This window comes from Polycladomyces abyssicola, assembly GCF_018326425.1.
Classification (GTDB): domain Bacteria; phylum Bacillota; class Bacilli; order Thermoactinomycetales; family JIR-001; genus Polycladomyces; species Polycladomyces abyssicola.
In genome coordinates, this window is record NZ_AP024601.1 from 2,617,961 (window position 1) to 2,638,949 (window position 20,989).

Annotated in this window: 15 protein-coding genes; 6 read left to right on the forward strand and 9 right to left on the reverse strand. The window is 51.1% G+C overall.

Translation table 11 applies throughout. The features are described from left to right. Window positions 1-8: 8 nt before the first annotated feature. The 5 genes from brxC to KI215_RS13115 form a co-directional block, all read right to left on the reverse strand. The gene (brxC, locus tag KI215_RS13095) at window positions 9-3,458 is read right to left on the reverse strand and encodes a BREX system P-loop protein BrxC (RefSeq protein WP_212773156.1); all 3,450 of its coding nucleotides are present in this window, start codon (window positions 3,456-3,458) and stop codon (window positions 9-11) included. After that, complete coding sequence (locus tag KI215_RS13100; RefSeq protein WP_212773157.1) at window positions 3,455-4,012, reverse strand: BREX protein BrxB domain-containing protein; 558 nt, start codon at window positions 4,010-4,012, stop codon at window positions 3,455-3,457. Before KI215_RS13100 ends, brxC begins: the two co-directional genes overlap by 4 nt. A 2-nt stretch (window positions 4,013-4,014) precedes the next feature. Beyond that, window positions 4,015-4,707, reverse strand: coding sequence for a hypothetical protein (locus KI215_RS13105; protein ID WP_212773158.1), 693 nt, complete (start codon window positions 4,705-4,707; stop codon window positions 4,015-4,017). A 435-nt stretch (window positions 4,708-5,142) separates the two neighbouring features. Next, window positions 5,143-7,515, reverse strand: a complete 2,373-nt coding sequence (locus KI215_RS13110; protein ID WP_212773159.1) for a transglycosylase domain-containing protein — start codon at window positions 7,513-7,515, stop codon at window positions 5,143-5,145. Between the two features lie 602 nt (window positions 7,516-8,117). Continuing rightward, window positions 8,118-9,476, reverse strand: a complete 1,359-nt coding sequence (locus tag KI215_RS13115) for a glycosyltransferase family 2 protein (RefSeq protein ID WP_212773160.1) — start codon at window positions 9,474-9,476, stop codon at window positions 8,118-8,120. A 681-nt stretch (window positions 9,477-10,157) separates the two neighbouring features. Between KI215_RS13115 and KI215_RS16140 the strand changes: the two genes are divergently transcribed. Further along, entirely contained in the window at window positions 10,158-10,292 is a 135-nt protein-coding gene (locus KI215_RS16140) for a hypothetical protein (protein ID WP_275956708.1), read from the forward strand. A 1,189-nt stretch (window positions 10,293-11,481) separates the two neighbouring features. Here the strand turns inward: KI215_RS16140 and KI215_RS13120 are convergent. The 4 genes from KI215_RS13120 to KI215_RS13135 all read right to left on the reverse strand — a co-directional run bounded on the left by KI215_RS13120 (window position 11,482) and on the right by KI215_RS13135 (window position 15,490). Beyond that, entirely contained in the window at window positions 11,482-12,123 is a 642-nt protein-coding gene (locus KI215_RS13120) for a DJ-1/PfpI family protein (protein ID WP_212773161.1), read from the reverse strand. Between the two features lie 351 nt (window positions 12,124-12,474). Further along, window positions 12,475-12,864, reverse strand: a complete 390-nt coding sequence (locus KI215_RS13125) for a hypothetical protein (RefSeq protein WP_212773162.1) — start codon at window positions 12,862-12,864, stop codon at window positions 12,475-12,477. Window positions 12,865-13,200: 336 nt separating this feature from the next. Further along, window positions 13,201-14,625 carry a dipeptidase PepV gene (gene pepV / locus KI215_RS13130; protein WP_212773163.1) on the reverse strand — a complete coding sequence of 475 codons (1,425 nt, stop codon included), beginning with the start codon at window positions 14,623-14,625 and terminating at the stop codon, window positions 13,201-13,203. Between the two features lie 40 nt (window positions 14,626-14,665). Further along, on the reverse strand, window positions 14,666-15,490 hold the full coding sequence (locus tag KI215_RS13135) for an inositol monophosphatase family protein (RefSeq protein ID WP_212773164.1): 825 nt from the start codon (window positions 15,488-15,490) through the stop codon (window positions 14,666-14,668). A gap of 182 nt (window positions 15,491-15,672) precedes the next feature. Here KI215_RS13135 and KI215_RS13140 point away from each other — a divergent pair, with 182 nt between their 5' ends. The 5 genes from KI215_RS13140 (at window position 15,673) to KI215_RS13160 (ending at window position 20,771) form a co-directional block, all read left to right on the forward strand. Further along, on the forward strand, window positions 15,673-16,677 hold the full coding sequence (locus KI215_RS13140; RefSeq protein WP_212773165.1) for an aldo/keto reductase: 1,005 nt from the start codon (window positions 15,673-15,675) through the stop codon (window positions 16,675-16,677). 418 nt (window positions 16,678-17,095) lie between these two features. Continuing rightward, entirely contained in the window at window positions 17,096-17,812 is a 717-nt protein-coding gene (locus tag KI215_RS13145; RefSeq protein WP_212773166.1) for a FadR/GntR family transcriptional regulator, read from the forward strand. 77 nt (window positions 17,813-17,889) lie between these two features. Continuing rightward, the gene (locus tag KI215_RS13150) at window positions 17,890-18,630 is read left to right on the forward strand and encodes a (Fe-S)-binding protein (RefSeq protein ID WP_212773167.1); all 741 of its coding nucleotides are present in this window, start codon (window positions 17,890-17,892) and stop codon (window positions 18,628-18,630) included. Beyond that, window positions 18,631-20,061 carry a LutB/LldF family L-lactate oxidation iron-sulfur protein gene (locus KI215_RS13155; RefSeq protein WP_212773168.1) on the forward strand — a complete coding sequence of 477 codons (1,431 nt, stop codon included), beginning with the start codon at window positions 18,631-18,633 and terminating at the stop codon, window positions 20,059-20,061. It begins immediately after the preceding gene. Beyond that, a complete protein-coding gene (locus tag KI215_RS13160; protein ID WP_212773169.1) occupies window positions 20,058-20,771 on the forward strand; it encodes a LutC/YkgG family protein in 714 nt (237 codons plus the stop codon). Before KI215_RS13155 ends, KI215_RS13160 begins: the two co-directional genes overlap by 4 nt. Window positions 20,772-20,989: the final 218 nt, after the last annotated feature.

A 20,989-nucleotide genomic window follows, 5' to 3' on the forward strand; every position in this document is an offset into this window, starting at 1 on the left:
TCCCTCCTTTAACCAATAATAACCGGACCCTGCTTGATGGCTTCAAGTAGCTTCCGTTCGTGCTCGGCGAGCCAAGCTTTTACTTCATCTTCTGTTTCGAGCGTAGCAGGCCGCAGTGAAATACGCTGAGCCTTTGGCTTGAGTTTACGTGCGGCCTCCTCGAGAGCCCGGGCTACACGCTCGGGTATAGCTGCCACGGCGTCAGCACGCGCGGCGAGCGGCTGACGATCGAGTTCATACAACAGGTCTTCATCACTGTTGATCGACGGTTCAACAGGCGACCGTAACCCAACTTGTGCAATGATTTGATTCCATGTATCATCGTCAAGGGCAGTCCAAGTAGGATTGTTCTGAAGCGTGTGCATCCCCTGATCCCAGGCTTTTCGTATAGCATTATATTGCTCAGTCACTGCTGCACGGAGAGCAGCAGCGACCTTTGCCCGAATGGGTGGAACAGGATCGGTATTCTCAAGAAGGGATCGTTTGTACCGAATAGCTTCCACTTCCGGCTTGACTTCCGCAGCTACTGGAAGAGTTTCGGCATGAGCGAGTAGACGCTCCAGCAACTGCCAGCCGGGTAACCGCTTCTCAGCAAGCTGCTTCAATTCAGTCCACTCGTCAATCCACTTCTCCAGCTCGCTTTTAACCTGGAGGATTGCCCCAAGCTGCTCTGTTCCAGTAAGACGTTTCAACTCCTCAATCTTCGATGTATCCGGTCGGTCCGGCAGAGGCGGATCTCCTCCTGCGGCTCTGGCGAGTTCCAGAAGTGTGTCCAAGAACTGGTTGGCTTTGAGCTCTTCTTCCCCAGATTTCACGGACACTCCTGCTTTTTGGTAGAGACTACGCAGTGCGATCTTGTCCATAGTCCCGAGACGGACCTTCTCTGGGCGAAATTCGGCACTGGAAATACGGTTCTGATCAAGCTGACCCGGAAGCACAGGTTTTCCGTTCAGTGTGGCACGAAGTACACCAGCACGGTGTAACGCCACTAAAGCCGCATCAATGGCATCCTGAGGCCAACCGTAAGGTGCTCCCTTCAGAGTCTTCCGCACGTCACTACCCTTGGCACCATTGCCCACAATAGCTAATACTTGCCTTGCCACCGGATGGTCTTCTGTTGAACCGCTCCAATCCACTATGCTAAAGGGTTGGTCAGACCCCTCACGTGCCCGTTTCAACGCGGTTTCCCAAGCCCGGTGATCACCCTCTGCAAAGCGCGGGAAAAGCCGGGCCATAGAAGCTTGAGCGGCAGTTTGGATCTTGGACTCAAGTGAATCACCAAATATCTCGTTGCCACCGCCTTGGAACACTTTGGCGGACGTAACCACCTCACGGATCAGTTCATCACGAGCCGATTGAGCCGTCTTGAGTCGACTATCCATACTTTCACGTGCTTCTCTACCCTCCGGGGTGCTGGGAACACCCTTGGAGTTGAGCACCTGTTGAGCGGCCTCGACTTCGATAATTCGAGTCCGGAGGTCATCGGCAAAAGAACGGGGTATGAAAATGTGGATAACAGGATCTTCCTGCCCACGACGACGTGCCTCATTTTCCACATCCTTTTGGCTTGTCGACCAGCCATCCCGCATCCACACGACAATCTGATCGCCGGTAGCCGGGGGTTCATCCACACGGGCATGTAACGTTAACGTCCTGCGAATTTTGGATTCCCCATGCACTAAACGAATCTTGCTCACGATCTGTTGAACTGCGCTCGCCAAAAGCTGATCGCGCTTGGATTCAATCTCCACTTCCTTTTGCCGACAGGCTGCAACTCTTTCCCGAAAAGCACGATCCCACTCCGCGCCTTCAGTCGTCTGGATCCGGTATTCATCGCCAACTTTCATGAGCATGCCGTCATTGACAAGAGATTCCAGAAGTGTTTCAACTGTTTTGCGTAACGGACCGGAATCAGCATCCAGATCTTCGACCAACAGATCAGCAAGTATCTTTGCTGTCGCTCGAACGCCGACATCGACACCCGCTTCACGCGGAAGCTTGTTAATCAGAAAGATGAGTCCACAAAGCCGTTTCTTCATCCGGCCTTCATCGCTGCCGTCATCGAGCTCCTGAATTCTTGTGTAAATCTCGTTCAGAAGAACTCCGGTGCTTACAAGGTCGGGGGCAATTGCCTCAAATAGTTTATCGGCGGGAATGACTGTTCCGAGATCGGATTCAGCGATATCTTTTAACGCATCACTCAGAATCCGAAGCTGTGACCGCAATTGACTCTGGCTGCCGGCAGCATCGACCGCCCGAAAACACTCCTCCCAGAAGCGGCGCCGAGTCGGTAGCAGGGGATAATCCTCGACAATAATTTGCCGATCCTCTGATCGTTCCGCCAAGCGGGTCCCTTGCAAATGCTTCGAAATTTCGCCGGCGTTTCGCTCGAGGGCGTTACGAATATGGTCGATCGCACTTGGCTTTTTACGGAGCAAAACTTTTCGTGTAACCGTTTCGACGTCTGTGTCTGACAGTTGGACATTGATACGAAAGCGATCGCGCAGTCTCTGAAGCAATGGTGTTGCTGAGAGTGCTGACTGACCCGACGCCACAAGCATGACTCGACTGTCCATCTGCGTCTGGATCGCCTCGGCAATCTCAGTAAATATCACCGCGCGATCCGTGGAATCGCCAATGTACTGCTGGACCTCATCAAGTATGAGAACCGTCAGTGGTAGCTCCCCATCGGGCGCGAGCGCCTTACGTGCAGCCTCGATAAACTCGGCGGTGGAAATATCCGTTGTAGGGTTTGGAAACTGCACCCGGAGAACCTGTCGCGCTCCACGCTCATCTTCGGCAAAGTTGGGATCGCAGGCCAAAACAGCTTGTGCGATCAATCGGCTGACATACATATTGTTGAGTTCCTTAAACCAGTCCTTACCGGCAGCTTCAACGGTAGAGCGCACCTGCTCAAGGTACCCTTGGTCACGCAGCCAAAAACAAAATTGCGCCTGTGAATATTGATCGGGTAAACCGCATGCACGAAGAATTATTGAAAGAACCGTGAGCCGAACACGATCTCCACTGCCGGACGGCATGGTCCCGGCTGCAGCGATGGCTGGCTTTCCACTTCGGGCAACCTGCGTATCCAGCTCACGGAACAAAGCAACGATCTCATCAGGGAGTTGGGGAACGAGAGAGCGTGCGGTTGATCCATCTTCGAATGGAGTATCCACCCACAGGTGACCGAGCATTTTCAGCAGGTGAGATTTACCACTGCCGAAGAATCCACTCACCCAGGCTGCATGCTGCCGAGGCCGGTCCAATTGGGTCAAATAGCTTTGAAGGATGCGCTCGATGGCATTTCCATACTGACCATCGCATACGAAGGTTTCGAGTTCTGCGCGAAGTTCACGGATTTTTAGTTCATCTGGCTCATCCATAATGCGCGCTTGACCGCCATTTGCAAGTGAACTCGTCCGAGGGTCACGATCCAACGCCTCAAAAATCTTCATAAGGCACCTCCGGAACTATGTAGGGTTATACTGTGAGCAAGGTAGTTCCAACCGTCACGGGCATCGAGAAGCCTGTAGTTGTTGCCATCCTTCGTACCGGGGAAGAATATGACTAGTCTGCCCTTAATGTCAGGTTCAACCGCTCGCACAAGATCGGACAGCCTCGTAAAGCCGTAAAGACTTGCAACCCCCGTTACTGCCACAACTGTGTTCTCATCGCAGGAACACAACAGTTCGCGAAGAGAGGCTGCCACGTATTCGTTGAACTCGCTTTCCAACTTTAGAGTTAAGTCACTTGGGTACTCAAAATATTCCTCCCGATACTCATCCGCTGCCATCCATTCTGCAAAGCACCGCGTACAGTCAAATTCCGCCCATCCGTGACCGGTCTCCCGAGTTCGCTGCTCAAATTCGCCTTTTCTCGCACGGAAGGCTCTCTCAAGTTCCTTATCGTAAACCACTATGACCACACGTTGGGCACCGGCAATCGTTCGTTGCCATGGTACACCCATGTATCGCTCATAAAACGTCGCGAGATCTTCGATTTTACCCATCGTTAACGCACCTCAGCATCCGGATCCACGGCAATAGGATCAATCTCCACAACACCGCCTCCGACTCGAGCGTGGAGAAGCCGCATTTGCTTCGCTCGAAGAACTGTGTCAAGGAGTATTTCCGGGGTTCGATCAAACACGCTTGTCCAAGGAGTTAACAGCAATTCTTCACCGGAAAGTGAATAAAGGGATCCTAGCCACAAGGCAAACGCCACTGCACCAGGTGTTGGTTCCACTTGCTTCCTGATTTTCCTTACACGTCCCTCAAGGTGACCCGATTGCGTCCATGAGCTACCTGCATTACGAGCGACTTTGTCCAGAATCGATTCATTGAGTCGATCTCCTGTGTACTGCTTGATTGCTTCCACAAAGGTTAATCGGACAAGCTCCTCGCCCGCTTTAAGTGAGAGGATGGTTGGAGCAGTTGCCCGTAAAAGGGGATCACGCCCCAATGCGCATAAAAGTGCCAAAAGCGGTCGCCCTGCTTCATCCATCTCCCAAAGGCGACGGAGCACACGGAAGATGGGAATCTGAGGGTCAAGACCGTAAAGTTCGCCCAGACGTTGATTGGTGAGCCGCCGGTTCGATACTGTCTGCTTGCCTAGTACGTTGTCTTCGATGATAGCAGATGCGTAATCCTCGCGAGAAGCAAACTCGGGTACGACAGCCAGCAGGTCGCGGAGTTCACGAAGCATGATCGTGCGGCTCGTGTGCGTCCCTCTGTCACCAAATCGTAGCCCGGCTTGGATTGCTGTCTCACATGGTCTCATCCGTGTCCAAGCGGAAGGGTTTACAGGCTTCATCCTATAAACTCATTCCTTTCGCCGGCAAATTCGCCGGCTAAAGTAGAGATATTATTATACTACAAATGCATTTGTAGTGACGAGCGGTGACAGGAGCCCTTAGCCCTTGGCCACTATGTGAGTGACCGTGAGTGACCCTTGACGCCAGACAGCCGGATGTCGTTTTACTCCATATCTTGGCCAAACTTGTTAGGGGTAACGCCAGCATATAAATTGCTTCTTCGCTGATGAGTTCAACAGCCTTGTCAATCGCTTCACTGCTGACCTGTGTCATCAGTCTTTTTTGTCGAGATCCTAAGGTAATATAAATGGAAGGAATGTTCGCCCTCATTGTGAGACACCATTACCGACACCGTTACCGCTGGGACCGCCTTGTCCACCCTGATCGGTGCTGGTATCAGTCCCTTGATCTGTTCCACCTTGGTCCGTTCCACCAGCAGTGCTTGTATCGGTTCCACCTTGGTCCGTTCCACCAGCAGTGCTTGTATCGGTTCCACGGTCCGTTCCGCTGGCGGCACCGCCCGTGGCCGTTTCGACCTGGTTTCCTTGACCGCCCAGGAAGCCACCGGTGCCCTGAGATTGGTCAATGTCTTGCGGATTAGCCTGTAGATCGCCTTGGTTATTGTCCTGAGGGTTACCCTGTTTCTGTTCTGCTGAGGTCTGCGGTTGGTTCGCCGTCACTTGTACTTTCACTACGTTGGACATCAGTTCATAGTGGGTTTTCGTGTCGATAACAACCACTCTGTAGTAATAGGTTTTTGACTTTAGCACTTGAATGCTGGTATCCGTATACGAACCGCCTTGAACCTCACTCAACGGTTGCCAGTGAACCTGATCCTCGGAGCGTTCCACGCGGTATTTGACACGTGGATTGTTTTGGGCGTTCCAGCTTAGATGTACAGAGTGTGACGTTTGATCGTACTGCGCAGTCACACTGATAGGCAACAACTGAATCGACGGTGTCGGGTCCGGCACGCCCTGCGGTTTCTCAAACTGCGTGATGGGCTCATTGTTGCCTTCCATGGTTTCTTCCATGATGGCCTTAAACATTTTCGCTGGATATTTCCCACCGGACAGCTCCACCTTTTCCCCAAACGGGGGATTGAATATGGTCACGGCCAATACATGCTTAGGCGTGTAACCCACAAACCAGGCATCTTTACCGTTTTGCGTCGTTCCTGTTTTTCCAGCCACCGGTTGACCGTTGTCCAGCCTTGCAAATTTCCCGGTGTATCCGTGTCGAACCCCTTTTCCGGAGACGACAGACAACAACATTCGAGTGGTATACCAAGCGGTCTTGCGCGAGTATACTTTCCGGCCCTTTTTCAATTTTTTTATCGGTTCCAACACATTGCCTTCTGTGTCTACCACTTTTTCGACGGCATGGGCCTCGTTCATCACACCGTTGTTGGCCAATGCGGTGTAGGCTTGTGCCATCTGCACCGTGGTTACGCCATCAGTCAATCCACCCAATGCTAGCATGGACAAACCTTTATCCCCATTTTTCAGTGGTAGACCTGCTTTCCTACCGAACTTCAACGCGTTTTTCAACCCGACTTTGTTATTCAGTATCCAAACAGTCGCTGCATTCATCGACGTGGCCACGACATCTCGCATCGGCACGAGACCGTAGTATTTCTTCTCATAGTTTTTCGGTATCCAGCCTCCATACGATTTCGGCTCATCCGGTATCATTGCATATTCGTTTATATCGTCATTCAATTCAATCGCCGGTGCATAAACGGTGATCGGTTTGATTGACGATCCTGGTTGGTGAGGTTCAAGAGAACGGATTACGAACGTCGGTTTGTAGAATCGTCCACCAGCGATCGCCTCAATCAATCCGTTTTTCGGATTGATCATTGTCGCACCACCATCTAAGTTCTTGTGACCCTGATACAGACTATCGTCTTTGATCGCTTTCTCCACAGCCGCCTGCGCTGCCGGATTCAATCCAGTGTAAATATTGTAATTCTGGGTAGCTAGATCGGCCTCACTAATGTTATACCGTTCCTTTAGTTCCCGGATCACATACTCCTTGTAAGCATCATACTGCCTGATCTTACGTTTGTGCTCTCTATATGTCTCAACATCGACCCCCAGCGGTTTTTGCTTGTATTTATTTAACTCGGACGGTGGAATGATCGGCGGCAGATTTTCGTCTTCCGCCATCTTCATCAACACGATGTTTCGCCGTTCCAACGCCTTATCCGGATGGAGAATCGGATTGTATCCCTCCGGCGCTTTCGGCAATCCGGCCAGCAAAGCGATTTCCTGTGGTTCCAACTTTTGTTTCGTGATGTCTTTTCCGAAATACACCTTGGCGGCCATCGCTACGCCTTTGATGCCGTTGCCAAAATAAATGTTGTTCAAATACGATTCCAGGATTAGATTTTTCTTAAATTTGTCTTCAATGGCCATCGCCGTGGCCATCTCTTTCAATTTCCGGGAATAGGTTTTCTCTCGGTTTTTCAGGATGATATTACGGGCCACCTGCATCGTGATAGTTCCACCACCTTCACCTTTACGCATGGTGATGATGTTTTTGACGATGGCCCGTCCCAAACCGAACCAGTCCACCCCATGGTGTTGGTAAAAGCGGACGTCCTCCACCTTGACAAATGCTTTAGGGAGATCCGGATTATGCTTAATCATTTCATCATATGTAACATATTCCTTGTCCGTAGCTACCAACTTCATTACTTTCTGACCTGTTTGATCATAGAGAGTGGACACTGTATCCTGGTTCTGCAAATCCTTCCAATTGACCGTGGTTGCATAAGCCTTGAATGCAGAATATCCACGGATTATCAGTAGCCCACTCGCTATGATAAATAACAATACAAGCCCAAGCCATTTTAAAAACCGATGATTCCTTGATTTTCCTCCGCCACCCTGGCTCCTACTACTAGCATTGGATGCCAAACGCGAGAGCGCCGGCGTTTCTTCAAACTGTGACGAATGAGAACGTAGAGGCCGCTTGGGGCTGCTCCGTCGTAATTCATCCATCCATTCATCCCCTTTCACCTGGTTTTTCACACTAAAAAGGGAATAACGACAGATCCTTCACTTCGCGTACCGAACGCGCCGGGCTGTGACTTACTCTCTCTACCGTCACCAAACAACATAGGAAATTATTATAACCAACGATCTATATTTTACTAGAAAGGAAGAATTTGTCCAACGCTAATTCTACTAGATGAGATTAGTATCGCTTAGCTCAAAAATACCGGAAATCGCCCATGTACCTTTTTCACTCTCTCTACTCCTTCCAACAATTTAATTCGTATTGTTCACAAATTTCATCGAGTTCCCCATCCTGTGCCCCGAAGCGTCAAAAGTGCATATATCCTGATAGGATATAGAAGAAAAGAATGAACAAGACCAAAGACCGGGGAGAGTAGATAGAGTAAAGGATGTTTCAAAACATAGTAGACGTTCCGCATAAGAGCGGATAGCGTCAAATAACCCAAAGAATAGATCACCAGTAACGGTAACGTAGTAGTGGGAGCCGTCGTGAAGGTAACAATCACCGACGTGCCGTAGATCGCCCACAAAAAGCTCTCACCGATAAACCACAACATCAAAAAAGGTTTTTTGAGGGCCACCGGTATCGTGAATGGCGTCTCGACGTAGACCGATTTTCCCCACCGAACTTGTTGTTTGAAGAATTGACTAATCGTTGTGGGGACATCCGTGATGCATCGAGCCGTTGATTGATACTTTACCTTGCCCTCATAAAGCGCGATAGTAGTGAGTCGCCGATCGTCACCGGCCACGATCTTCCGACCTAAGAACTTTTGATCCCGGAAATGGTGAAGATTATTCATCACCACATCCCGCCGAAACATCGACAAAGCCCCGGAACACACCAAGACGGCATTGGTTACGGACATAGCCGCACGACCGACGCGAAAAGCACTTTTATAAAGTAGGTCTTGGAGACGTGTGACAAAGTTGTAGTCCCGATTCCGGGCGTTGATGTGACCGCAAACCGCCGTGACTTCTGGATCATGAAACGGTTTGAGTAATTCTCGAATCGCATCGGGATAGATGTATCCATCGGAGTCCACGATCATCAGAAAGTCTCCAGTGGATCGCTTGAACCCCCACAACTGCGCCGCCCGTTTGCCTTGGTTTTTGTCAAAACGATGTACTACGATCTCGGGCAAGTCCTTCGCCCAATGATATCGAGCTCCCCCCATCTCCAAAGCCGCAGCCGCCTCCAACCGGGCTCCATTGACCTCTTCGGCCAACCGTTTCACTGCTTCGTAGGCACTTGGATCGTCGCTCCCATCGTCCACAAAAATGATCTCGGCCACCGGATAGTCTTGGTCGATAAGGCACTCGATCGTCTTGAGAACCGAGTCGGGGTTTTCGTTGAAGCTCGGGATGACCACAGACACCTTAATCCCCGGGTATGGCTCTCGGATGTCGGGTTTGTACCAGAAGGACACCACCATCTTTAAAAGGAAATAGGCGAAAGTGATAGATGTGAACATTCCTACATAAAAGTCCACCGTCTTCTCGGCCCAGGTGTTGACATGGAGCATTAAAACGACGCAAGTGAGAAAGATACCCCAAATCAACGTTTTTTTCCACACTGAGACATTGGTGACCCTTTTGCGACTTGCCGCTCGGCTCAATGATACAGTATTCAATTGTGTCTTCCTCCCTATTCCTACACAATTGTCCTCGGCTGGGACGAATGTCTTGACCAACCACTCTCCCCCATGTACACAAGAACCAATAGGATAAGTTATGTTGCACCTCCGAAAAGATAAGATAGATAAAAACGATAAATAGGTTCGAGGTTGTAAAAGTCGATATAAAATCGACGGTTTTTGATAGTTCTTAGGTAGTAATAAAATCCACATCAGAAACCAAGATGTCCGCATAATAACGCGCATTTCTCCCCATGTTAATATATTCGAACGAACAAACGAATTTAGTGCAAAGTACCTATGATCAGAAATCGGCCATTATGAATCCAAATATCGTCAACTATGAACACAAACCTCAAAATCATGCTCAATCAAAAAGGCCCAGCATTTGCTGGGCCTGAGACTGCTAACAAAGCTTGCAGGTCATCAGTCTTTTTTTGTCGAAATAAGAAAGATAACATAATATCTAGAGACCAAGTAAAAAATTCCGCTGATCGATACGGCTTTGTCTGTTGGGCTAACCACCCAAGCAACACTGGCACCTGTGACCAGTCTACAAGGTCGCCTCGCTTCCATCCGTATCGCTCGGCACGATAACGGCATGCGGTGTTTGCCCGCGCTTCGGTGTGGGCCTTTGAACGCTCTTCTCCTAGATGCCCTTCCACCTCAGGAGAAGGAATGCGGTTAACTTCGCCCCATCATTACATTGGCCAGCGTTATGTGGTGGCCAGATTGGAAGGGTTCAGTGCCCACGATCTTCGGCACCGGTTTGGGTACGTGATGTCTGAAAAAACACTGGAGAAGATCGCCTGACAGACGACGACTGACAGATATCCTCTAAGGGTGGCCAGGTATTTCTGCCGTTTAATCTATTTACCGACTAACAAATCAATCAACTCTTTTTGTTCCAATTCGGGTACCTCTTCGCGTATCCATATAGAGGGATTAAGGTACTTTTCAAGAACAGAAATCCTAACTAAGGCTCTTCTAGAGCAGTACATTCGATCCCGTATATAATGGCTCCTTTCCTTATTGGTTCAGGTTTTTACTTTGTTTTTATACACTGTCCTTTTTACCTATTGGCTTGCTATTGTGTCAAATGGAAAACCAATAAACTCGTCTATTATATTGGAGTTAGCTTGCTTGTGGCTAGCATCTTGGGATATATTGAGATGTTTATACGCTCAATTGGAATTGAGGATCTACGTGCACCCCTAAACCTCTTCACCGCTGTATTCTTGTTTATATCAGGTGTGTCCTTTTCTATCTATTTTTGGTTTAAAACCGCTTCGGTCCGGATACCATTCCGTTAGAAAAGAAGGAGCGAACTGGGTGGGGATTTTATCTAGACAATAAAAAAAAACGCTGAGAGATTCCTCAGATTCGCTCTATGAGGGTCTTTTTTCCCGTAAAACAGAAACAACCCGGGGGGATCGTCTGGCCTAACCGGGTTGCTTTTGAGGGAGAACACATAACGCGTGCCGTTCGTCCAGAGGAACCTAGGCATCATACCTATGCCACTTCGCCACTATTGGTACAACCCTCTTTAAAGAAGGGAGCCAGATTCTTTAAACATTGAATTATCCCTCCATTTTGTCTTCATTTTCATTCAATATAACACAAGAAAATCGACATCAGTATTCATTTTTACGGTTGTTCCTAATTTTATTTTTATTTTGGAACTTCTCTAGACGCTCCCATCCGCTAAATGTTATTAGCGGACATCACCTCCCCGAAAAAAACCACCCCTCAATGTCCGCTAAGGTAACAACCAAATGAACAGACTGGTGCCCAAGATAGTACGGATAGACAAATCCCATGATGGATCGATCGTTTTGTTTCCGATCTGGAACCGAGAGAGGACTTCGCAACAAAAAAAGCGCCTTAACGGCGCTGGTGTATATTAGATACGGCTTGAGTGCCGAACTTTTTAAAAAATGAAGACCATTTTTTGGTTATTGTTACCTTAGCTCCCCTACATATGGACCGGTACGCTAATAGTTTAACACTGCACTTTGGTGTCAAATTCAATTGTACGGGCTACAGTTTGAGCATTTTCTTTTCCAAGGAAACGTTCAACAAGATAAAGAGTCATGTTGATCCCCGAAGTCACACCACCGGAAGTAACGATATTTCCTTCATCAACAAATCTTACACCTTGTTGGACCTCTACTTCAGGAAACAGTTGCTCGAAATAATCACAAACCGCGTGATGAGTGGTAGCCTTTTTTCCTTTCAACAAACCAGCTTGGGCAAGAAAGAAAGCACCGGAACAAATGGATGCAATAAGATCTACTTGATCATATTGTTTACGAATCCACTGAAGAGCCGTTTGACTTTCTAATGCCTTTTTAAGGGGGATCAACGGCGCTCCAGGGATAAGGAGAATATCAATGGATGGAGCATCGTGAAAACCGTAATCGGGTTGAACCTTCATTCCATTGTTAGTAGTAATCATACTTCCGGTTTCGGAAACGGTAAATGTTACGAAAGGTCTGTCCTGCATAGATGCTGTTCCCATAAGAAGTTTCCGGAGACCATCCTTATCATAAGCTGTATACGAAAGAACTTCATAAGGGCCTGAAAAGTCAATTATATCTACACCGTTGAACAAAAAAATACCTACGTTCCATTGTTTTTTCATGTTTCCACCCCTCATTAAGTTGAAGCATGAGCAAGATCCTTTCCCGATGTTTGGTGATTATTTTTGAATATTTTAAAATGGCATGAGACTATTGGCAAGTAGAGTCATGGTAGCAGAAAATATGAACGGAGGTTTTCCGTACTTGGGGAAACCAGGGTTCGGTAAAGCCAATCCTCTTGTAAAACTCGTAACAGAATGTACTTTCTGTTACGAGTTCGAATATAATAAAAACGAAAGAATGCAGATTCAGAACACCTTCAATCCCAAAATGACCGCGAAAAACTCGTAACAGAATTTTTTGGGGAGGGGATTTTCGTGAACGTTATCCCATTTAGGCGGGAAGAAGATCGACTATTGGATGCATACAAGAATCATTTGATCCAAGATTTGTTTTGACTTACCCATTGTCTTTCTGCCCGGTTTTCCTTTTTTCATGAGATCCTCTACACTCAGTACTGCTTTTCCTGCTTGATTAATCCCATTCGGACACCCGCACGCCACCTTCTCCGATTTGCGGGCCAGGTAGTCTACATACCCCTTGCCGTAACGGAGGACGTCATCCCCGTATTTGGCGGCTATCTTGACCCCTTTTACGGGCTTGGAGATGAGAATGCCATGGCACCGCACACAAGCCGCTCTCCCCATGTTCCCGTTTTCATCCACACCGGTCAGGGCTGCCTTGGCGTCATAGTAGCCAATAAAGTCCAGAACCACATGTCCGGCGGTCTTAGCCCTCGACAACAGGGTTACCCCCGTTATTGGCAGGAGAAGGAGCGGGATGCGCCGGCTTGTTTGGATGACTGGGTTTCGGCTTTTTCGGCACCGGTTCATTGGGTGAACTCCCCCCGGCGAAATTCACCCCGGTGCTCTGCCCGTTCAGTGCCTGCATGACTTTCTCTTTGATTATACCAGCAACATCATTCATTTATGCTCAGCACCGAGTACAACACGTCGGCCAAGAGAATCGCCGTGCCATCACGATCACAAATTCCAAGGTGGACGAGTTTTGAGGCTCCAACAATAAAAAAACCCAGCGGATGACCCACTGGGTTGTGATAACATGTCTTTTTTCCCAATTCACTTCGCCAACTCGTAAATCGCCTGCGCGTAAATGGCCGTCGCTTTCAACAGATTGTCCACCACGATGTGCTCATCCTTCTGATGCGCCGTCTCTTCGCGTCCCGGGAACAGCGGACCAAACGCCACGCCGACGTCCAATGCCCGGGCGTAGGTACCGCCGCCGATGGCGAGCAATTCGGCTTTTTGCCCGGTTTGCTCCTCATACACCCGGGAGAGCGTGCGCACCAGCTCGTGGTTTTTGTCCACAGCATGGGCCGCTTTGTGATCCACATCCTCGACACGCAACCCGTAGGGCCGGGCCAGTTCATCGATCTTCCGCAAAATCGCTTCATGATCCCCGGAAATGGGGTACCGCACGTTGATCCGTACCAGATGTGACAGCTCCCGTTCGTAGTGGAACACGCCGGCGTTGACCGTCAATTTGCCCACGATATCGTCAGACTGAGCCAGTCCCATCTTTTCACCGAAAAAGCTGTCCACCAGATAACGATGGGCGAAATCTACATAACGCTGACCGTCCGCATCCAACTGTACTTTTTCCTTCAGGAACCGGATCAGTTCCAGCGCGGCGTTCAATCCCTTGTCCGGCTCGGAACCGTGGTGTGAAACTCCCTCCAGCACCAGCATCAGGTGGTCATCCGCTTCCTCGGCATAGCCCCGGATGCGGCGGCTGAGCAGAAACTCCTGATACTGCTCCTTCAGGCCAAACACATCGCCTTCGCCCACTAATTTGGCCTTGGCCAGATCGGGCACCATGTTCACCCGTTGCCCGGCGGTAAAGGAAGCCAGCGTCCATGTATCTTCCCCGTCAGCGGCGGGTTCGCCGGACGGTACTTCGCCGCGCAAGGAAATGTCGAGGAAGCCTTTTTCCGCCACGATCAAGGGGAAATCGGCATCGGGTGTAAAGCCCATCACCGGCATCGGCTCGTGTTTGAAATAGTGATCCATGCAACGCCAGTAGGTTTCCTCGTCGGTCCCCAGGATCAGGCGCACTTTTTTGGACAGCGGGAGGCCCAATTCTTTCACGATCTTCAATGCAAAAAACGCGGCCATCGTCGGTCCCTTGTCGTCAATCGCCCCGCGGGCGTACAATTTGCCGTCACGAATATCGGGCGAAAACGGCGGCGTGGTCCAGCCGTCCCCCGCCGGCACTACATCCACATGGGACAAAACGCCGATTATCTCTTCTCCCTCACCGTACTCGATATGTCCGGCGTAACCGTCCAAATTTTTGACGGTAAACCCGTTTTCTTTCCCTAGCTCCAACATATAGGTCAACGCTTGGTGGATCCCTTTACCGAACGGGGCACCTTCACCTGCAGTATCCGGGTCCAAAACACTTTCAATGGACAAAAACGCGTTCAGTTTTTCCAGCAACTCGTCTTTCCGCGATTCCACTTCCTTCTGCCAATCAATCGTCATTGTTCCGCCTCCCTGTTATCGGCATTTCCGTTATGTAACGTCACGTTACGTCAGCCTGTGATTCCCGCAACAGCTCCACCATTTCCCGGTGCACTTTTCCGTTGGTGGCCAACGTGTTCCGCACCGTCAGATCAAACGGCCTTCCCCAGGTGTCGGTCACTTCGCCTCCTGCTTCTTTCACCAGCAAGACACCCGCCGCCAGATCCCACGGATTGAGACCCAACTCCCAATAACCCGTCAGTCTGCCCGCGGCAATATACGCCAAATGCAAAGCCGCGGCACCCCCGTTTCGGAGACTCCGAAAGCGTGGAGCCGTCCGCATCAATGTGCGCAACTGCTGCTGGACTCTTCTCTGCCCATACGAAAAGCCTGTCGCCATCAAGCTTTCGGCCAGTGTCTCCTCACCCGAGACCCGGATCGGCTGTCCGTTCAGGTACGCTCCCTTCCCTTTTTCCGCGGTGAACAACTCGTCCCGCATCGGTTCATAGATGACGCCGGTGATCAATTCTCCATTTTTCGCCAACGCGATGGATACGCAGAAAAAGGGAAATCCATGCACGAAATTGCTGGTGCCGTCGATGGGATCGACGATCCAGACATATTCATGTTGCCGGCTTTCTTCCCATACTTCCTCTACGGTTTTATCTCCCGCGGCCACCCCTTCTTCTCCCAGGATAGCGTGGTCGGGAAAATGACGCAAAATGATGTCCCGAATGATCTCTTCCGAACGTTGGTCCACTTCGGTGACCAAATCGGAAGCGGACGTTTTCTGTTTCACTTGTTTCGTTTGGTACGCCTTTTCACGGATCAAATCACCCGCGCGGCGGGCAGCTTCCACAGCGACATCCAAAAAGGTCAATCCCACCCTCTCCTTCCGTAACGGAACACATTTGTTCCCTTTTTAACTATATCACGGGGATGTAAAACGGCCAAACCCGCAATGAAACTAGGGAAGGAAAATATTAGGCATTGAAAGCGCTGCCATCCTTGACGTTCGGATATTCAATCAAAGACAATAGAAGTAATCCGGTAACGGGAGGTCATAAAATGGAATATATCCGACTCGGTACATCCGATTTGAACGTGTCGCGGATCGGCCTGGGAACCTGGGCGATCGGCGGTTGGGGGTGGGGAGGTACGGATCGTGCCCAAGCGGTTCGGGCGATCCGCTATGCCTTGGATCAAGGGATCAACTTGATCGACACCGCCCCTGTATACGGAATGGGGCTGTCGGAAGAGATTGTCGGTGAGGCCGTGGCCGAACACGGACGGGATCGGGTGATCATCGCCACCAAAGTCGGTTTGGAGTGGAACGATCAAGGGCGAGTTTGGCGCAATTCATCCCGCGATCGCGTTTTCCGGGAAGTGGAGGACAGCCTGCGCCGGCTACGTACGGACTATATCGATTTGTATCAGGTGCATTGGCCTGATCCCGAAGTGCCGATCGAGGAAACAGCCGAAGCATTGCACCGGTTGTATCAAGACGGCAAAATCCGTGCGATCGGTGTCAGCAACTATTCGCCAGAGCAAATGGACGTTTGGCGGCAAGCGGCGCCACTACATAGCAACCAGCCGCGTTTGAACCTGTTCCAGACGGAAGAGCTCGACACCACCTTCCGTTACTGCGCGGAGCACCAAATCGGCACTCTGACCTGGGGAACGCTGGCACACGGGCTGCTGACGGGTAAATTTACGCCAGACACCATATTTCCGCAAAACGACTTTCGTCATCGCAGCCCCATGTTTCAAGGAGAGCATTTCCGTCAGTATTTGTCAGCCGTTGAAGAGCTGAAAAAACTGGCCGAGGAAAAAGGAAAAACCGTCACGCAGTTGGCTGTACGCTGGGTTTTGCAACAAACGGGCGTATCGGTTGCACTGTGGGGAGCCCGTCGTCCGGAACAACTGAAAGAAGCGGATGGCGTGACGGGATGGGAGCTGACCGCGGAAGATCTGGCACGCATTGACCGCATCCTTCGGGAAAAGGTGACCAACCCCATACCGTCAGAGCAAAGTTTCGGCCCGCCGTCGCGTTCTCAATTGCAGAAGAAATGACAAGTCAAGGCCGATATTCGGTGCCAAACTGTGACCGATGAAAGGGTGACCATTTTCCCGTGAGTAACTTTTAAGTGATGCGAAACAGCAGTGAAAGGGAGAATGGTCACTCGGCCAATATAGCTGTCTGGTGAATACCGTCAAAATGCTTTCCCGGTCCCTTCCTTGCGCCCTGCAATCAAGTCATGGCCGCTCCGCCCCGGAGCGAAGGACGCGGACATAGTACGCTTCGCTTAGAGGAAGTTGCCCGCGATTCCATTTCTGCGCTTTCATGAACGCGACATTCCAGCCAACAATGCAACGGTGGTGGCAGTTTTTTCCCGCACAGAGATTTTCTCCGTAAGGAATAGCATGCAGACAGGGAGAAAATCAGACAGGCTCTCAAGTGTATCCGATGGTGTCATCAGGAGTGGAGACCATGTATCAACAGATACACAAGAAAAAGATCTACGAACAAGTGGCGGATCAGTTGATCCAACAAATCAAGAATGGGTCGCTCAAACCCGGAGACAAGTTGGCTTCGGTCGAACAGCTGGCCGAATCCTTTCGAGTCAGCCGTTCGGCGATCCGAGAAGCGCTGAGCGCTCTCAAGGCCATGGGGCTGATCGAAATGAAGCAAGGAGAAGGAACCTATGTGCGGCAGTACGATCCGCGCACTTTGTCCTCCACTTTGTCTCATGCCCTTTTGATGAGCCCCGAAGACGTACGCCAACTGTTTGAAATCCGTCGGCTGCTGGAAACCGGTTCTGCCATGTTTGCCGCCCGTCGCCGGACGGAGGAAGACCTTGAGCGATTCCAGTACATTCTGGACCAGATGGAACAGTATGCATACGATCATGCCCGAGGTGAACAACTAGACTGGTCCTTTCATCTGGCAATCGCCCAAGCGGCACGAAACAACATGCTGGTCAACCTGCTGAACAGCGTCTCGGAAATGATCGTCACTGCCATGCAGGAAGCACGGCAAGAAGGTCTCTTTGCCGAACGGTCCATCGCCGAACGATTGAACCGTGAACATCGCGCCATTTACGATGCGATTGCAGCCCAAGACGCCGAGCAGGCACGCCTCCGGATGCTGGAGCATCTCAACGGAGTGGAACAGCTGTTGTCAGGCCGAATCGGGGAACAGGAGTGACACCCGATTCATTTACATCACCTTTATACACAAGGTCATCTGATGACCTGATGAACAGGGAGAGGAGTGGGGTTCCCATGAAAGTGTCGTTGTTCATCACGTGTTTGGCCGATGTGTTTTATCCCGAAGTCGGACGAGCCACCGTGGAACTGTTGGAACGACTCGGCTGCGAGGTGGATTTCCCTGTCGCACAAACTTGTTGCGGTCAGCCTGCTTTCAACAGCGGATTTCATCGGGAGGCGAAAAAAGCCGCCCGCCACATGATCGAGACGTTTGCCCACGCCGATTATGTGGTGGCCCCTTCGGGCTCCTGCACGGCCATGTTGAAGGAGTATGTTCATCTCTTTTCCGAGGAAGACGAACGGGAGTGGCAGGAAAAAGCCCGCGCATTGGCGGAAAAGGGTTATGAATTGACACAATTTTTGGTAGAAATCCTGCGAGTGGAGGATGTCGATGCTACACTCCCTGTCAAAGCCACCTACCACCGTTCCTGTCACATGACCCGCCTGCTCGGGGTAAAAGATGCGCCGATGAAACTGTTGTCCAACGTCAAGGGACTGTCGCTGACCGAGCTTCCCTGCGCACATGACTGCTGCGGGTTCGGCGGCACCTTTTCCGTGAAGATGGCGCCCATCTCCCAACAGATGGCCGACGAAAAAGTATCGCATATCAAGGAAACGAACGCTGAAGTCCTGATCGGAGCCGATTGCGGTTGTCTGATGCATTTGGATGGCCGGATTCGCCGTCAGGGAAAACCGATTAGGGTCATGCACATCGCACAGGTGTTGCAGTCCGGTCTGGAGCAGGAGGGGAGATAAATGGGCATGCAATTTGGAGACGTCGTTTTTTACCGACGAGTGGATAAAGGAATTCGGGATCAATTTATGCGGAACGCGGTCCGTGCCGCACAGGAACGCATGCGGACAAGCCGCCTGCGTGCAGCTGAGGAATTGGGTGACTGGGAAGAATGGCGGCAACTAGGTGAAGAAATTCGGCGTCACACCCTGGAACATCTGGATTTTTACCTGAAACAACTGAGCGACCGGGTACATGAACTCGGAGGTCATGTCTTTTTCGCACAAACGGCGGAGGAAGCGACCGCCTACATCCGGGATGTCGTTCAAAAACGAGACGCCCACCGTATCGTCAAATCGAAGTCGATGGTGACGGAAGAGATCGGCCTGAACACCGCCCTGGAAGCGATCGGTTGCCGGGTGGTGGAAACGGATCTGGGGGAATACATCCTGCAAGTGGACGACAATGATCCCCCCTCCCACATCGTAGGACCCTCCATACACAAGGACCGGGAGCGGATTCGCCAGGTGTTCGCGGAAAAGCTGGGATATACGGGTTCCGCTGCGCCCGAAGAAATGACCGCATTCGTCCGTCAGCAGCTTCGTCCCGACTTTTTGACGGCGGAAGTGGGGATCACCGGCTGCAACTTCGCTGTCGCTGAATCAGGCACCGTCTGTTTGGTCACCAACGAGGGAAACGGCCGACTCGTCACCTCCCTGCCGCCCGTCCACATCGCGGTGATGGGGATGGAGCGGATCGTCCCAACCTGGGAGGAGCTGGAGGTGATGGTGGGATTGCTCTGCCGGAGTGCCGTCGGCCAGAAACTGACCAGCTACATCAACTGCCTGACCGGGCCCAGAGCGGCGGGTGAGGTGGACGGACCGGAAGAGTTTCACCTGGTGATCATCGACAACGGGCGATCCGACATCCTGGGCACTGAATTCCAAAGCGTGCTCCAATGCATCCGCTGCGGCGCCTGCCTCAACGTTTGTCCCGTCTACCGCCACATCGGTGGTCAAGCCTACGGGTCTATCTACTCCGGTCCGATCGGCGCCGTACTTTCACCATTATTGGGCGACGAGGAACTCTACCGGGAACTGCCCTACGCATCCAGTTTGTGTGCTGCATGTACGGAAGCGTGCCCGGTGAAAATACCTTTGCACGAACTGTTGATCCAACACCGACAAAAAACGGCCGAGAAGGAAAGGCAATCGCCGCTCGGCGAACGTTTGGCGATGAAGGCATTTGGCATGGTGTTCGAATCGCCCCGCCTGTACCGGTGGGGAACCAAACTGGCACGAACCGCTCTTCGCCCCTGGGAGGAGGATGGCGTTATCCGTCAAGGACCGGGCCCCCTCCAACCGTGGACATCGATTCGTGACCTGCCCTCCCCCAAACGGGAAACCTTCCGTGAGTGGTTTGAAAATCGGCGCAAACGAGGTGAGCAGCCATGATTCACAACCGAGAGGCGTTTCTGGATCGAATCGCCCGGAAACTGGGGCGCCTCCGTATCTCAGAACCGGTTAAGCGGCCCTCTCATTGGAAACACGGACCACAATGGCGAACCCTCGCCGATGCGACACAGGAAGAACTGTTGTCGGTGTTTGAGCATCAATGTCAGATGATTCATACGGATGTTCGGCGAGCGGAATCATCATCTCTGCCTGACGTATTGTTGGAAACGATACGTTCTTACGATGGAAAATCAGTGATCTGTTCGGATGACCCGCGTTTTGCCGAGTTCGGGTTGTCCACCCTGTTTACCACCCAAGACAATCCGTATGGGTTGGATGTCCATATATGGAATCCTGAAAAAGGGAAAATCAATATTGAACGCGCGGAACAGGCCGATGTGGGCATCTCGATCAGCGACATCACACTGGCTGAGTCGGGAACAGTCGTCCTGATGAGCGGCGGAGGAAAAGGCCGATCCGTCAGCCTTCTCCCCCGTTACTTTATCGCCATTGTTCCCCTGAGCACGCTAGTGCCTCGCATGACACAAGCCGCTCGCATGATCCGCGAGCGATCCGAACGAGGGGAAGCGATTCCGTCTTGTGTCAACTTTATCTCCGGACCCAGCAACAGCGCCGACATTGAGATGAACCTGGTTGTAGGCGTACACGGACCCGTCAAAGCAACCTACATCATTGTAAAGGACCGCTGAACGAAACCCATTGAACAGCTTGGATCCTTTGCCTATACTTTTCACATGGGAGCCGGTTACCGAAATTTGCCCACCGGCTCTCGTTTTTTGGAGCGAGTCTGGCGAATCCTGTCCCATTTCTTGCCCGCGATTTCATTCCTGCGCTTTCCGGGTCTTCGCTCAGCCGGGCTTGGTTAGTCGCTCACTCGGGAAAGCATTTGCTCCTACACGGATTTACC

What these genes read in the sequence shown, in the direction of transcription:
- KI215_RS13105 (WP_212773158.1), bottom strand. Translation starts at nt 4,707, where the DNA reads ATGCTTCGTGAACTCCGCGACCTGCTGGCTGTCGTACCCGAGTTTGCT.
- KI215_RS13140 (WP_212773165.1), top strand. Translation starts at nt 15,673, where the DNA reads ATGGAATATATCCGACTCGGTACATCCGATTTGAACGTGTCGCGGATC.
- KI215_RS13150 (WP_212773167.1), top strand. Translation starts at nt 17,890, where the DNA reads ATGAAAGTGTCGTTGTTCATCACGTGTTTGGCCGATGTGTTTTATCCC.
- KI215_RS13100 (WP_212773157.1), bottom strand. Translation starts at nt 4,012, where the DNA reads ATGGGTAAAATCGAAGATCTCGCGACGTTTTATGAGCGATACATGGGT.
- KI215_RS16140 (WP_275956708.1), top strand. Translation starts at nt 10,158, where the DNA reads ATGCGGTTAACTTCGCCCCATCATTACATTGGCCAGCGTTATGTGGTG.
- KI215_RS13155 (WP_212773168.1), top strand. Translation starts at nt 18,631, where the DNA reads ATGGGCATGCAATTTGGAGACGTCGTTTTTTACCGACGAGTGGATAAA.
- pepV (WP_212773163.1), bottom strand. Translation starts at nt 14,625, where the DNA reads ATGACGATTGATTGGCAGAAGGAAGTGGAATCGCGGAAAGACGAGTTG.
- brxC (WP_212773156.1), bottom strand. Translation starts at nt 3,458, where the DNA reads ATGAAGATTTTTGAGGCGTTGGATCGTGACCCTCGGACGAGTTCACTT.
- KI215_RS13110 (WP_212773159.1), bottom strand. Translation starts at nt 7,515, where the DNA reads ATGAAGTTGGTAGCTACGGACAAGGAATATGTTACATATGATGAAATG.
- KI215_RS13160 (WP_212773169.1), top strand. Translation starts at nt 20,058, where the DNA reads ATGATTCACAACCGAGAGGCGTTTCTGGATCGAATCGCCCGGAAACTG.
- KI215_RS13145 (WP_212773166.1), top strand. Translation starts at nt 17,096, where the DNA reads ATGTATCAACAGATACACAAGAAAAAGATCTACGAACAAGTGGCGGAT.
- KI215_RS13120 (WP_212773161.1), bottom strand. Translation starts at nt 12,123, where the DNA reads ATGAAAAAACAATGGAACGTAGGTATTTTTTTGTTCAACGGTGTAGAT.